The 12,290-nt window shown below is 74.9% G+C and carries 12 protein-coding genes; 1 reads left to right on the top strand and 11 read right to left on the bottom strand.

Going from position 1 to position 12,290, the window contains the following annotated elements:
* Nucleotides 1-18: 18 nt before the first annotated feature.
* Together DE149_RS05145 and DE149_RS05140 are read right to left on the bottom strand one after the other, a co-directional pair.
* Nucleotides 19-2,163, bottom strand: a complete 2,145-nt coding sequence (locus tag DE149_RS05145; protein ID WP_060974373.1) for an alpha/beta fold hydrolase — start codon at nt 2,161-2,163, stop codon at nt 19-21.
* Between the two features lie 95 nt (nt 2,164-2,258).
* Nucleotides 2,259-2,708, bottom strand: coding sequence for a DUF3806 domain-containing protein (locus DE149_RS05140; protein WP_020625300.1), 450 nt, complete (start codon nt 2,706-2,708; stop codon nt 2,259-2,261).
* Between the two features lie 261 nt (nt 2,709-2,969).
* Between DE149_RS05140 and DE149_RS05135 the strand changes: the two genes are divergently transcribed.
* Complete coding sequence (locus tag DE149_RS05135; protein ID WP_020625299.1) at nt 2,970-3,446, top strand: low molecular weight protein-tyrosine-phosphatase; 477 nt, start codon at nt 2,970-2,972, stop codon at nt 3,444-3,446.
* A 157-nt stretch (nt 3,447-3,603) separates the two neighbouring features.
* On the opposite strand, the gene DE149_RS05130 is transcribed toward DE149_RS05135, so the two are convergent.
* The 9 genes from DE149_RS05130 to ftsH are packed head-to-tail and all read right to left on the bottom strand — an operon-like array spanning nt 3,604 to nt 11,937.
* The gene (locus DE149_RS05130) at nt 3,604-4,554 is read right to left on the bottom strand and encodes a Rossmann-like and DUF2520 domain-containing protein (protein WP_061866861.1); all 951 of its coding nucleotides are present in this window, start codon (nt 4,552-4,554) and stop codon (nt 3,604-3,606) included.
* Entirely contained in the window at nt 4,551-6,236 is a 1,686-nt protein-coding gene (locus DE149_RS05125) for a PH domain-containing protein (RefSeq protein WP_113914114.1), read from the bottom strand. The genes DE149_RS05130 and DE149_RS05125 overlap by 4 nt, the downstream gene beginning before the upstream one ends.
* Nucleotides 6,233-6,745 (bottom strand): PH domain-containing protein, encoded by a 513-nt coding sequence (locus DE149_RS05120; RefSeq protein WP_020625296.1) that lies wholly within the window; start codon nt 6,743-6,745, stop codon nt 6,233-6,235. Before DE149_RS05120 ends, DE149_RS05125 begins: the two co-directional genes overlap by 4 nt.
* The gene (locus tag DE149_RS05115) at nt 6,726-7,253 is read right to left on the bottom strand and encodes a DUF3180 domain-containing protein (RefSeq protein ID WP_060974197.1); all 528 of its coding nucleotides are present in this window, start codon (nt 7,251-7,253) and stop codon (nt 6,726-6,728) included. The genes DE149_RS05120 and DE149_RS05115 overlap by 20 nt, the downstream gene beginning before the upstream one ends.
* Nucleotides 7,250-7,894 carry a 2-amino-4-hydroxy-6-hydroxymethyldihydropteridine diphosphokinase gene (gene folK, locus DE149_RS05110; RefSeq protein WP_020625294.1) on the bottom strand — a complete coding sequence of 215 codons (645 nt, stop codon included), beginning with the start codon at nt 7,892-7,894 and terminating at the stop codon, nt 7,250-7,252. The genes DE149_RS05115 and folK overlap by 4 nt, the downstream gene beginning before the upstream one ends.
* Complete coding sequence (gene folB / locus DE149_RS05105; RefSeq protein ID WP_020625293.1) at nt 7,891-8,271, bottom strand: dihydroneopterin aldolase; 381 nt, start codon at nt 8,269-8,271, stop codon at nt 7,891-7,893. The genes folK and folB overlap by 4 nt, the downstream gene beginning before the upstream one ends.
* Complete coding sequence (gene folP / locus DE149_RS05100; RefSeq protein ID WP_020625292.1) at nt 8,268-9,182, bottom strand: dihydropteroate synthase; 915 nt, start codon at nt 9,180-9,182, stop codon at nt 8,268-8,270. The genes folB and folP overlap by 4 nt, the downstream gene beginning before the upstream one ends.
* A gap of 26 nt (nt 9,183-9,208) precedes the next feature.
* A complete protein-coding gene (folE, locus tag DE149_RS05095) occupies nt 9,209-9,829 on the bottom strand; it encodes a GTP cyclohydrolase I FolE (protein WP_020625291.1) in 621 nt (206 codons plus the stop codon).
* Nucleotides 9,830-9,846: 17 nt separating this feature from the next.
* A complete protein-coding gene (ftsH, locus tag DE149_RS05090) occupies nt 9,847-11,937 on the bottom strand; it encodes an ATP-dependent zinc metalloprotease FtsH (protein ID WP_020625290.1) in 2,091 nt (696 codons plus the stop codon).
* Nucleotides 11,938-12,290: the final 353 nt, after the last annotated feature.

The following is a 12,290-nucleotide window of genomic DNA, read 5'->3' as shown; positions in this document are numbered from 1 at the left end:
GGCGCCGGGCCCGGCGGCTCAGCCCGCCGTCGACGACGGCCGCGTCAGTCCCAGCGTCTCCGGGGCCGACGGGGCGCCGTCGCCGAGGACGTGCTCGCCCAGGAAGCCGAGGACGACCTCGTACCAGACCTTCGCGTGCTGCGGGGCGAGGATCCAGTGGTTCTCGTGGGGGAAGTAGAGGAACCGGTGGTCGGTGGTGCCGTCCGCGGCGGCCGGCCGCCCGGACTTCGCCAGCAGGTCCGACCACAGGCGCAGCCCCTCGCCGATCGGCACGCGGTAATCCTTGTCGCCGTGGATGACGAGCATCGGGGAGACGATCTCGCCCACGAACCGGTGCGGAGAGTTCTCCTGCTGCATCTGCTCGTCCATCTCGCGGGCCCAGTAGAACGCGGCGTCCGTCGTCGGGCCGAAGCCGTCCAGCGCCCACAGCGAGGCGTGCGTGACCACGCACCGGAACCGATCGGTGTGCCCGGCCACCCAGTTCGCCATGTAGCCGCCGAACGAGCCGCCCATGGCGGCGGTGCGGTCGCCGTCGACGTCCTCACGCGCCACGACGGCGTCCGTGAGCGCCATCAGGTCCGTGTAGGGCGCCTGACCCCAGCGACCCCAGCCGCGTTCGATGAAGTCCTGGCCGTAGCCCGTGGACAGCGCCGGGTCCGGCAGCAGCACCGCGTAGCCGCGCGCCGCCATGATCCACGGGGTCCAGCGCCAGCTCCACGCGTTCCACGAGCCCAGCGGCCCGCCGTGGATCCACAGCAGCAGCGGGTGGCCGCCGGCCGGCGCCTCCCCCTCGGGGAGCACGAGCCAGCCGCGCACGCGCGTGCCGTCCTCGGCGACGGTCTCCACGTCCTCGAGCGTGCCCGGGATCGCGGGGCGCTCCACGGGGTTCGGCAGGCGCGTGGTCTCACCCGTGGCCAGGTCGATCCGCGCCACCTCCGGCGGGAACAGGTAGGAGGAGCGGACGCCGTAGGCCGTGGCCCCGTCCGGGGAGAGCACGACGTCGGTCCACGCCTCGTCCTCCCGGGTCACCTGCGCGACGGCGCCGGTGGCCACCTCGATGCGGAACACCGGGCGGCGACCCTCCGAGTCCGCGAGCGCGATCACCGCGGAGTCGTCCGGCAGCCACGCGACGACGTCGGCCCAGCGGTCCCAGCCGTGGGCCAGGGGCGTGGTCTGGCCCGTGGCCGTGTCCATCACGTACAGGCGCGGGTGCACGGCGGAGTGCGGGGTGGAGTCAGGGGTGCGGACGACGACGGCGCGCGTGCCGTCATGGCTGACGGGGCCGACGGCCACGTCCTCACCGGGGACGTCGTGCAGGACGTGGTGCTCGCCCGTGGCCAGGTCCACGCGCACCACCGTGCCCTCCCGCACGTTGCCGCGGGCCTCGGCGGTGGCGGCCGTGGTGAGCAGGAACGAGCCGTCCGGGGCCACCTGCGCGCCGATCCCGAACGCGTGGGAGCGCGGGAATCCGGAGACGTGGCGCAGGTGGTGCGCCACGTCGTCGGCCTCGGGAGCCAGGCCGGAGGCGGCGGGGCCGGGCTCGGCGGCGTCCGCGTCCGTGGCGGGCTCGCCCTGCGGGTCCGGGCCGGGCTCGAGGACGAAGAGCTCGGGGCGGGCGGGGCCAAGGTCGTGGTCCCAGAAGCGGATGGGGTAGCCGGTGTGCAGGATGGCGTCCACGCCGGCGTCCTTGCGGGTCTGCGCGAGGGTCGCGTGCTCGGCCTCGGTGGTGGCGCCGAGCAGCCGGTCCGCCGTGACGACGACGCGGTCCGCCGCGGAGGCGCACGTGACCGCGGCGACGCCGCCCGGGCGGGAGAGCACCACGCGCGCCTCGCCGCCCCGGGCCGGCAGGGCCCACAGGGCGCTGCGCTTCTCGGCCTCGGCGTCGGCGGGGTCGGGACGGGCGGAGGTGAAGAAGAGGGTGCCGTCCGCGGCGAACTGCGCGCCGGCCTCGCCCTCGCGGGAGCGGGTCAGGCGGTGGGCGGGGCGCTCGCCCGCGGGGTCGACCTCCCAGAGGGCGGTGGCGTAGCCGGTGCCCTTCGCGTCCCGGGTGGCGACGGTGGTCACCAGGCGGGCGCCGTCCGGGCTGAGGGTGAGACCGGCGACGCGCGGCAGGGCGGTGAAGGCGTCGAGGTCGTGGAAGGGGGTGTCCGGGGTGGAGGTCATGCGTTCGTTTCTATCGGCCCGCACGTGATCCGGGCAACACGGAGGACGGCGGGGTGGCGGCCTTGACGGCGGGCCGCCCCGGTGCCCGCCGCGCCTCAGGCGCCGGGCCGCGTGCCGGCGTCGGCCCGGATCTGCTGGAGCTGCTCGCCGAGCCAGTCGACGTACTCGCCCATCCACTCCCCCGTGGCCTGATGGTTCCAGCTCTGGCCGACCACCGGCTGCGGGAAGACGACGGCGTCCGAGAGGGTATCCCGCAGCGCGAGGGCGGGCCCCTCCTCGTCCGCGACCGTCACCCACTGCATGCCGTGGCGCGCGCCCAGGTGCTCGCCGAGCAGCACCGCGACGACGTCCAGCAGCACCGCCAGCTCCTCGGGGTCCAGCTCCTCGGCTTCGGCCTGCGAGCGGGCCAGCACGGCGTCGTAGTAGGCGGCGACCGCGTCCAGGTCCAGGTGGTCCACGCCCTCCTGCGCGGCGAAGTCGCGGCGGACGCGTACCCACTCCCGCTCGGGCTCGGTCAGGGGGCTCATCTCGGGCTGGTCGGTCATGGCCTCCATCCTGCCAGGCGCGTCCGGTGCCGCCGTCGCCGGAACGGGCGGCGCCGGCCGCGCTTTCGTTCGAGAAACGGCGGCGTGTCGCAGCGCTTTCGTTCGAGAAACGGCGAGGAGCCGGGGGACGGACCGCCGGAGGCCTCTGATCCCCCAGCGGGAGCACTCGTGGACGCAACCGACGTCGCGCCGCCAGCGACGAGGCGAGCGTGCGGACCGTCGTCGTCCGCCGCCCCCGCCCGGACTTGAGACACTGGCCCCATGCGCATCATGACCGTCTGCCTGGGGAACATCTGCCGCTCGCCCGCCGCCGAGGCCGTGCTGAACCGCAAGCTCGCGGAGGCCGGTCTCGACGACGTCGAGGTCACCTCCGCCGGCACGTCCGACGAGCACGTGGGCGCCCGGCCGCATCACCTCACCCGCGAGGTCGGCGGGGAACTGGGCTACGAGTTCCCGACGGTGGGGGTGCAGCTGTCCGCCGACCTCGTGGACGACGCCGACCTGATCCTGGTGATGGACGAGGCCAACCTCGCCGACGCGCGGCGGCTCGCGACCACGGACGAGCAGCGGGACCGGATCCACCTGATGGGCGAGTTCGCGTCGGATGCGGACCGCGCCGGGGTGCGCGAGGTCCCCGATCCGTACGGGTATCCGCGGCCGCAGTTCGAGGAGATGTACCGGCAGATCGAGGACGCGGCAGACGGCGTCGTCGCCGCGATCCGCGACGGGCGCCTCTGACGGCCGGGGCGCGGTCCCGGGGTCTCGTCCCAGCGACGCGAACGCCGCCGGACCCGCCGTTTCCCGAACGAAAACGGCTCGGGACCCGCCGTTTCCCGAACGAAAACGGCCCGGGACCCGCCGTTTCCCGAACGAAAGCGGGGGCGGCGGGGGTCGATCAGTCGTCGTGGGGGTCGTCGGAGTCGTCGAGGACCTCTCGCAGCCGCGCCGCCGTGTCCGCGCGCAGGGTGCCGCGGGTCTCGGCGCGGTCGGTCGTCGCGCGGGCGAGGGTCTCCCACACGGCCCGCACGTCCGGGGGCAGTCCCCCGGCCTCGAGCTCCCCGAGGGTCTCACGGTGGGTCCGCAGCGTGTCGACGTCACCGCGGGCCACGGGGCCGGTGAGGGCGCCGTCGCCGTCCGTGAGCGCGTTCTCCAGCGCGGCGGTCATCAGTGAGCGCAGCACCCGCTCCGGGTCGGCCACCCCGATCGTCTCCAGGATCTGGCGGGCCTGCGCCGTCAGCGTCACCAGGTGGTTCGACCCGTGGGACAGCGCCAGGTGGTAGGCCGCCCGGTCGGCCTCCTTCACGACCACGGGCTCGCCGCCCATCTCCACCACGAGCGCCTGGGCCACGGGCAGCACCACGGGGTCCGCGGTCACGCCGAACACGCAGTCCTGCAGCCGGGCGACGTCGAGGCTCAGCCCCGTGAACGTCATGGCCGGGTGGATCGCCAGGGGGATCGCCCCGTGCGCGCGCACCGGCTCCATCACCCCCACCCCGTAGCGGCCGGAGGTGTGCACGAGCAGGTGGCCGGTCTGCACGTGGCCCGCGGCGGCCAGGCCGGCCACGAGCTCGCCCAGCGCGTCGTCCGGGACGGCGAAGACGACCATCTCGGAGCGGCGCAGGATCTCGGGGATCTCCAGGACGGGCACGCCCGGCAGGAGCATCTCCGCGCGGTCCCGCGAGGCCTCGGAGACGGCGTGCACGCCCGTGATCGTGTGGCCCGCAGCCCGCAGCGCCGAGCCCAGCACGGCCCCCACTCGACCCGCGCTCACCACGCCGACGCCCAGCCGCCCGGGCCGCTGCGCCGGGTCATGCGGGTCCAGGCTCAGGTCGAGTCCGCCGGTCATCGCTCCTCCTCGCCGCGCACGGCGGGGACGTCTGCCCCGCTCTCCTCCCCGACGACGACGCCGCCGCCGACGCCGGCCCGCGCCAGTTCGCGGCGGCCCACCTCGGTGGCCGCGACCTCGCGCGTGCGCTGCTCGAAGCGGGCCAGCTCCTCCGGGCGCATCCACTGGTCGCGGTCGGCGAGGCGACGTGAGACGGCCGCGTGCCGTGCCTCCCGGGCGTACAGGTCCACGGCCACGTCCTCGTCGAGGTCGCGGACCACGGCGTTCGCCCCCGCGACCCACACGCGCACCGTGGCCAGGCCCAGGCGCCGCTGCACCGGCCCCTGCACCAGCTCGGCCGCCTGCACGCGCTCGTGCTGGAGGGTCTGCAGCCGGCGGTTCAACCAGCCGCTGCGCACCACCAGCAGGGACCGCGTCGTCGTGAAGCCGATCCGCCGCCAGGCGAACCAGTTGAACCACCACCTGCCGCGCCGCGGCACGTGCTGGAAGCCCCCCTCCGTGCCGGAGCCGTGCACGCCCAGGTGCATGAGCCCGGCGGGCGTCAGCCCCTGCGCGGCGCGCGGATCATCCTCCAGGCCCGGGTCCGGGGCCACGACCGGGAGGACGCGGAGCACGTCCTCCCACGGGCCGACGGGCAGCGCGACGTCCCGGGCGCCGTCGGACTCCTGCAGGTACCCGGCCACCGCCATGTTCACCCGATACCAGCCGAAGGGCCGCCAGAACAGGGGCTGGGAGACGGTCACCCCCTGCACCCGCCCCGGCGGGACGGTCTGGTGGGTGGTCTCGGTGAGCCCGTGCCGCAGTCGCAGCCCGTCGGTGGAGCGGCGCACCTGGAAACCCCAGCCGGCGTTCAGCCGGGACCACGCGACGCCGGCCACGGAGAACAGGGCGGGCAGGGACGCGGCCGCGCCGATCCCGGTCAGGGTCTCCCCCTCGTCCAGCACCGCCTCGGGCAGCAGCGCGACCACGAGGGCGAGGCCGCCCAGCCAGATCAGGGACCCGGCCAGCACCCCCAGCACGCCTCCCGAGAGCAGGACGGAGCCGAGGAGCCGCCCCGCGGGCACCTGCAGCATGAGTTCGCCGGCGTCCGCGTCCGCGGCGTCGGCGTCGGGGAGGCCGGGCTCGGCCGCCCGCTCCGGGGCGGACGCGTCCGCCCCGGCTCCCCCGAGCACCCCCGACGCGCGGTCCAGGATCTCCCGGCGCACCGCTTCGGCCTCGGCGCGGCGCAGGAAGGACAGCTCGAGCGCGGACTCGCCGCCGTCGGCCGCCTCGACCTTCACCGTGGCCAGCCCGAGCAGCCGGGCCACGAGCGGGTGCTGCAGGTCCACCGCTTGGATGCGGTCGTAGCGCATCTGCCGGCGACTGCGGAAGAGCCAGCCCTGGCGCAGCTCGATCCGGTCCTCCCCGCAGCGGAACCGGGTGAACCACCAGGAGAAGAAGAACACGAGGCTGATCAGCAGGGTGACCCCCAGCAGGATGCCGCCGGCCACGAGCAGGCTGCCGTCGCCGCCGCCCGGGGCGTCCTCCCCGCTGAGCCGGCCCGCCGCGAAGTCCTCCACCGCGTTACGACCCACGAAGAACAGGATCAGCAGCAGGAAGGTCCAGCCCCGCACCCAGGGCGAGGCGGGGTGGACGCGGACCCAGCCGGCGTCGTCGGCGGGGGGCGGGGCGGCCGCGCTCACAGGCCCGCCAGCCGCGCCTGGCCGCGCGCCATGAGGACTTCGCGCAGCTCCTCGGCCCTCTCGCGGGGCACGCCCTCCAGGGTGACGTCCCCGCCCGCGGCGGCGGTCTTCAGGGTGAGGGTCTGCAGCCCGACCCGGCGCAGCAGCGGACCGTCCGACACGTCCACGTACTGCAGGCGGCCGTACGGCACCGCGTGCACGCTGCGGAACAGGATGCCCTCGCGCCACAGGACGTCGTCCTCGCGCTCGGCCCAGCCCATCGCGCGCACGCGCCGCGGGATCAGGATCAGGTCCACGATCCAGGACACGACGACGACGGCCGGCAGCCCCCACGCGACCCACGCGGCCATCCCCGCCCACGGGCCGGTGAGCTTGAGGATCAGCGGCACGGAGAACGCGGCGAGCCAGATCAGGTGGCCGATGGTCGTGGCGATGAGCTTCACCGTCGCCAGCCGCGGCGAGGCCGGCGTGAAGGCCACGCCGCTCAGGTCAATGCCGGGCACGGGCATACCCTCCTTCCGTCTCGGGACGGGCCGGTCGGCCCGGGGACCCATCCTGCCCACGACCGCCCTCGGGCGCATCCTCCTCAGGCGGGATCCGGCACCACCGTTCGACGATCAGCCCCACCACCAGCAGGACGAGACCGCCGACGGCCTGCAGGGCGGCCTCCCGCACGGTCGGTGCCTCCACGCCGGCCCGCAGCAGCACCTGCACCGCCACCCCGGCGTGCCACCCGCCGAGGGCCGCTCCCGCGAAGCCGGAGGCCTGGCCGAGCACGAGGGTGCGGGCCGCGGCGAGCGGGTCCATCCGCGCGGCGGCGGGCTTCTCCCGGTCGCGGCGCACCCGCCAGCCCAGCGCGAGGCACAGCACGGAGACCGCGGCCACGGTGATCAGGCCGCCGCGGCCCACCACGGGCGCCGGCCAGCCCAGGGACGGCGCGGCGAGCCCGGCCAGCCAGCCGAGCACGGCGGCCATCAGCACCACGAGCAGGGTCCACCCGGAGCGCAGCGCGATCACGTGGCCTCCCTCCCGAGGGCGTCCGGGCGTGCCGGGCGGAGCGGGGCGACGTCGTCGGTGCCGGCCAGCAGCCGGTGCCGCTCGGGCTCCTGACGGCGCACCCCGGGGGCGTCCGCGGCGACGGCGGCGAGGTCGGCGACGGGCGTGCCGGCGAGCGTGGCGTCCGCGTCGAGCCACAGCCACGGCAGCAGCACGAAGGCCCGCTCGGCCGCGCGGGGGTGCGGCAGGGTGAGGTCCGGGTGGTCGCTGCGCACGTCTCCGTAGGCGATCACGTCCACGTCCAGGGTGCGCGCGCCCCAGCGGACCTCACGCCGCCGATGGTGGTCCTGCTCGAGCCGGTGCGCCACCGCGAGCAGCTCCCACGGCGCGAGGTCCGTGCGCAGCGTGACCACCTGGTTGAGGTAGTCGGGCTGGCCCGGCGGCCCGCCCACGGGTGTGGTGACGGCCCGGGGCGAGGCCCGGACGTCCGTGATGTGCGGCAGCGCGGACAGGGCGGCGACGGCGGCGTCGAGCGTCTGCGCGGGCTCGCGCAGGTTGGCGCCGAGGGCCAGCACGGCCGCGACGGGCGCGTCCGGGCGGGCGCCCAGCTCGGGGATGGGCGCGGGGCCCTCGGCCGGGTGCGACCAGTCGACGGTGCTCACGCGAGGTCCTCCCGGGTGCGGTGCACGGTGACGGCGGCGTCCGCGAAGTCGTGCGGGATGGGCGCCTGCGGCTTGTGCACGGTGACCTCGACGGCGGCCACCACGGGCTGCTCGGCGAGGACGGCGCGGGCGATCCGGTCGGCGAGGGTCTCGATCAGGTCCACCGGCTCCCCGGTGACGAGGCGGACCACGGTGTCCGCGACCTCGGCGTAGTTGGCGGTGCGCGCGAGGTCGTCGTCGGCCGCGGCGGGGCCGGCGTCGAGGTGGAGGACGACGTCCGTGACGAACGGCTGCCCGTCCCGGCGCTCGTGGTCGAAGACCCCGTGGTGCCCGACGGCGGACAGCCCGGCCAGGCGGATGCGGTCCCGGGCGCTCACGGCAGCACGTCCTCGGAGACGGGCTCACCCGGGGCGTGCGCCCCGACCCAGGCGGCGGCGGCGCGGACGGCGTCGGCGCTGGCGCGCACGTCGTGCACGCGCACGCCCCACGCGCCCTGGGCGGCGGCGAGGGCGGAGATGGCCGCGGTGGCGGCGTCGCGCGCGGCGGGCGGGGCCGGGGTGCCGTCGTCGTCCGCCAGCAGCGTGCCCAGGAACCGCTTGCGCGAGGCGGCGACGAGCACCGGGTGGCCCATGGCGCGGAGCCACTCGAGGCCGCGCAGCAGCTCCCAGTTCTGCTCGCCGGCCTTCGCGAAGCCCAGGCCCGGGTCGACGATCAGCTGCGCGGGCTCGACGCCCGCGGCGAGGAAGCGGCCGGCCACGTCCCGCAGCTCGCACACGACGTCCGGGACGGTGTCCTCGTAGACGGCCAGCCCGTCCATGGTCTGCGGGTTCCCGCGGTTGTGCATGAGGATGTACGGCGCGCCCGACGCGGCGATCAGCGCCGGCATATCCGGCTCGTGGGCGAGGCCGGAGACGTCGTTGACGATCACCGGCCCCAGCGCCAGGGCAGCCCGGGCGGTGGCGGTGTGGCGCGTGTCCACGGAGAGGACGACGTCCTCGGCCAGCAGCGCCTCGATCACGGGCAGGATGCGCTCCTGCTCCTCGGCCGGCGGCACGGCGCGGGCCCCGGGGCGGGTGGACTCCCCGCCCACGTCCACGATGTCCGCGCCGTCCGCGACCATGCGCCGGGCGTGCTCGACGGCCGCGCGGACGGTGGCGTGCTCCCCGCCGTCCGAGAACGAGTCAGGGGTGACGTTGAGGATGCCCATGACCAGGGTCCGGCCCGCGGGCAGCCGCCCCAGCAGGGCGCGGTTCGCCTCCCGCGCCGCCGCGTCGATGCTCTCGTCCACGTGTCCTCCTCCGCCGTCGGTGGTCCTCAGCCGTGCATGATGAGGCTCATCGCCTCGGAGCGCGTGGACGGATCCCGCAGCTGGCCGCGCACCGCCGAGGTGACGGTCTTCGCGCCCGGCTTGCGCACGCCGCGCATGGACATGCACATGTGCTCGGCCTCCACCACCACGATCGCCCCGCGCGGGGCCAGATGTTCCATGAGCGCCTCCACCACCTGCGTGGTCAGCCGCTCCTGCACCTGCGGACGCCGCGCGTACAGCTCCACGAGGCGGGCCAGCTTGGACAGCCCCGTCACGCGGCCCTCGGCGGAGGGGATGTAGCCGATGTGCGCGGTGCCGTGGAACGGCACCAGGTGGTGCTCGCAGGTCGAGTAGAACGGGATGTCCTTCACCAGCACGAGCTCCTCGTGCGCGATGTCGAACGTGGTGCCGAGCACCTGGTCCGGGCTCTGGTGCAGGCCCGCGAAGAACTCCGCGTACGCCTTGGCCACCCGCGCCGGGGTGTCCGCCAGGCCCTCGCGGTCCGGGTCCTCACCGATCGCCAGCAGGATCTCCCGCACCGCCGCCTCGATGCGCGGCCGGTCCACCGCGGTCGAGTCCGGGTCGAACGTGCCGGGGACGGCGTCGTCGGGGGTGTGGGCTGTCATGCGGGTCTCCTGCGCGGTCAAAAGGTCGGTCCCTCGCCGGGGCCCGGCGTGTTGCTCGGACCGCCGTGCGGCGGCAGGCCGGGGCCGGCCGCGTCCCCGCCCAGCGACGACGGCGGCGCACCCTCCGGACGCACCGGCACCGTGGTGCCCTCGACGCCGACGGGGGTCTGCTGCCCGCCGTCATGCCGCGAGCGGCGCTCGGAGGGGGAGAGGACGGGCGGGATGTCCTGCGGGAGCCGGTCGTCCGAGGCCAGCCACACGCCGCGCTCGGGCCGCTTGCGCACGTCCGCGAAGATGGCGGCGATGGCCTCCTGGGTGAGCGTCTCCTTCTCCAGCAGCTCGTAGGCCAGCCGGTCCAGGACGTCCCGGTTCTCCGTGAGCACCCAGTGGGCCTCGGCGTGGGCCTGGTCCAGCAGGGTGCGGACCTCGGCGTCCACCAGGTACGCCAGCTCCTCGGAGTACTCGCGGGAGGAGCCGCCGGCGGCGCCGCCCACGAAGGGCTCGGAGCTGCCGCCGCCGAGCTTGACGGCGCCCACCTTGGCGGACATGCCGTACTCGGTGACCATCTTGCGGGCCGTGTCCGTGGCCTTCTGGATGTCGTTCGCGGCGCCCGTGGACGGGTCCTTGAACACGATCTCCTCCGCCACGCGCCCGCCCATCGCGTACGCGAGCTGGTCCAGGAGCTCGTTGCGGGTGACGGAGTACTTGTCGTCCTCCGGGACCACCATCGTGTAGCCCAGGGCGCGGCCGCGGGGCAGGATCGTGATCTTGGTGACCGGGGCGGAGTTGCGCAGCCCGGCCGCGACGAGCGCGTGGCCGCCCTCGTGGTAGGCGGTGACCTTGCGCTCGTGCTCGTTCATCAGGCGGGTGCGCTTCTGCGGGCCGGCCATCACGCGGTCCACGGCCTCGTCCAGGGCGTGGTTGTCGATCACATTGTTGTTCGAGCGCGCCGTGAGCAGCGCGGCCTCGTTGATCACGTTGGCCAGGTCCGCACCCGTGTAGCCGGGGGTGCGCTTGGCCAGGGAGCGCAGGTCCACGTCCAGGGCGATCGGCTTGCCCTGCGCGTGCACCTCGAGGATCTTGGCGCGGCCCTCGAGGTCCGGGGCGTCCACGGGGATCTGGCGGTCGAAGCGGCCCGGGCGCAGCAGCGCCGGGTCCAGGACGTCCGGGCGGTTGGTCGCGGCGATCATGATGACGTTCGTCGAGGCGTCGAAGCCGTCCATCTCCACGAGCATCTGGTTCAGGGTCTGCTCACGCTCGTCGTTGCCGCCGCCGATGCCTGCGCCGCGGTGCCGGCCGACGGCGTCGATCTCGTCCACGAAGATGATGGCGGGGGCGTTGGACTTGGCCTGCTCGAAGAGGTCGCGCACGCGCGAGGCGCCGACGCCCACGAACATCTCCACGAAGTCCGAGCCGGAGATCGAGTAGAACGGCACGCCGGCCTCACCGGCCACGGCCTTGGCGAGGAGGGTCTTGCCCGTGCCGGGCGGGCCGTAGAGCAGCACGCCCTTGGGGATCTTGGCGCCCACGGCGCGGAAGCGGTCCGGCACGGTGAGGAACTCCTTGATCTCCTGGAGCTCCTCCACGGCCTCGTCCGCGCCCGCGACGTCCTTGAACAGCACGTCCGGGTTGTCCTTGTTGATCAGCTTGGCGCGGGACTTGCCGAACTGCATGACCTTGCCACCGCCGCCCTGCATGCGGGACATCAGGAACCAGAACAGCAGTGCGATGAGCAGGAACGGAACCATGAAGCCGAGCAGCGAGAGGAACCAGTTGCTCCGCACCGGCTCGTCCGTGTAGCCGTCCAGGGCCGAGTCGTCCACCGCGGTGACCACGTCCGTGGCGCGCGCGGTGGCGAAGTAGAAGTAGACCTCCTTGCCGAGGTCCCGGTCGTCCTGCTTGTAGGGCTCACGCAGGGTGAGGTCCACGCGCTGGTCCCCGTCCACCACGCGGGCCTGCGCGGCCTTGTCGTCCTTCAGCAGGGCCATGCCCACGTTGGTGTCCACCATGGTGCGGCCGCTCTGTGACGTGGTCAGCGGGATCGCGACGGCGAGGACCAGCAGGCCCAGCAGGATCCAGACGTAGGGCTTGTTGAACAGCTTCTTCACGGTCCGAGTGTCTCCTGGTCTGCCGCGGGGGCCGGGCTCCCCGGGGCGGCCGCCGTGCAGCCGGGGCCGGCGCAGGGCCGACGTCGCGCCCGGGTCAAGCCTCCACGGTACCGGCCCCGCCCGGGTGTCCGCTGACTGTTCGCGTCAGGTGGACAGGGCGCGGGCGGTCAGCCGGCGCCGACGTCGGCCAGCACCGTCCTGGCACCCACCGGGAATGCGAGGGGTCGGAATGGCGCGTGGATCGCACCTCAGAGCGACCGCTCGCGTGACAGGTCGCCGGCGCTGCGGCCACGCCCCTGCGTCCCCGCCTGCACAGACCCCCGCGCACCCGAACTCCTCCCCAGGCCGACGGC

The organism is Micrococcus sp. KT16 (assembly GCF_003315015.1).
Taxonomy (GTDB): domain Bacteria; phylum Actinomycetota; class Actinomycetes; order Actinomycetales; family Micrococcaceae; genus Micrococcus; species Micrococcus luteus.
The sequence above is the reverse complement of the archived record's forward strand: the minus strand, read 5'-3'. Positions and strand labels throughout refer to the sequence as shown.

Coding starts and splice junctions, on each gene's coding strand:
- DE149_RS05145 (WP_060974373.1), bottom strand. CDS start 2,163: ATGACCTCCACCCCGGACACCCCCTTCCACGACCTCGACGCCTTCACC.
- DE149_RS05140 (WP_020625300.1), bottom strand. CDS start 2,708: ATGACCGACCAGCCCGAGATGAGCCCCCTGACCGAGCCCGAGCGGGAG.
- DE149_RS05135 (WP_020625299.1), top strand. CDS start 2,970: ATGCGCATCATGACCGTCTGCCTGGGGAACATCTGCCGCTCGCCCGCC.
- DE149_RS05130 (WP_061866861.1), bottom strand. CDS start 4,554: ATGACCGGCGGACTCGACCTGAGCCTGGACCCGCATGACCCGGCGCAG.
- DE149_RS05120 (WP_020625296.1), bottom strand. CDS start 6,745: ATGCCCGTGCCCGGCATTGACCTGAGCGGCGTGGCCTTCACGCCGGCC.
- folE (WP_020625291.1), bottom strand. CDS start 9,829: ATGACAGCCCACACCCCCGACGACGCCGTCCCCGGCACGTTCGACCCG.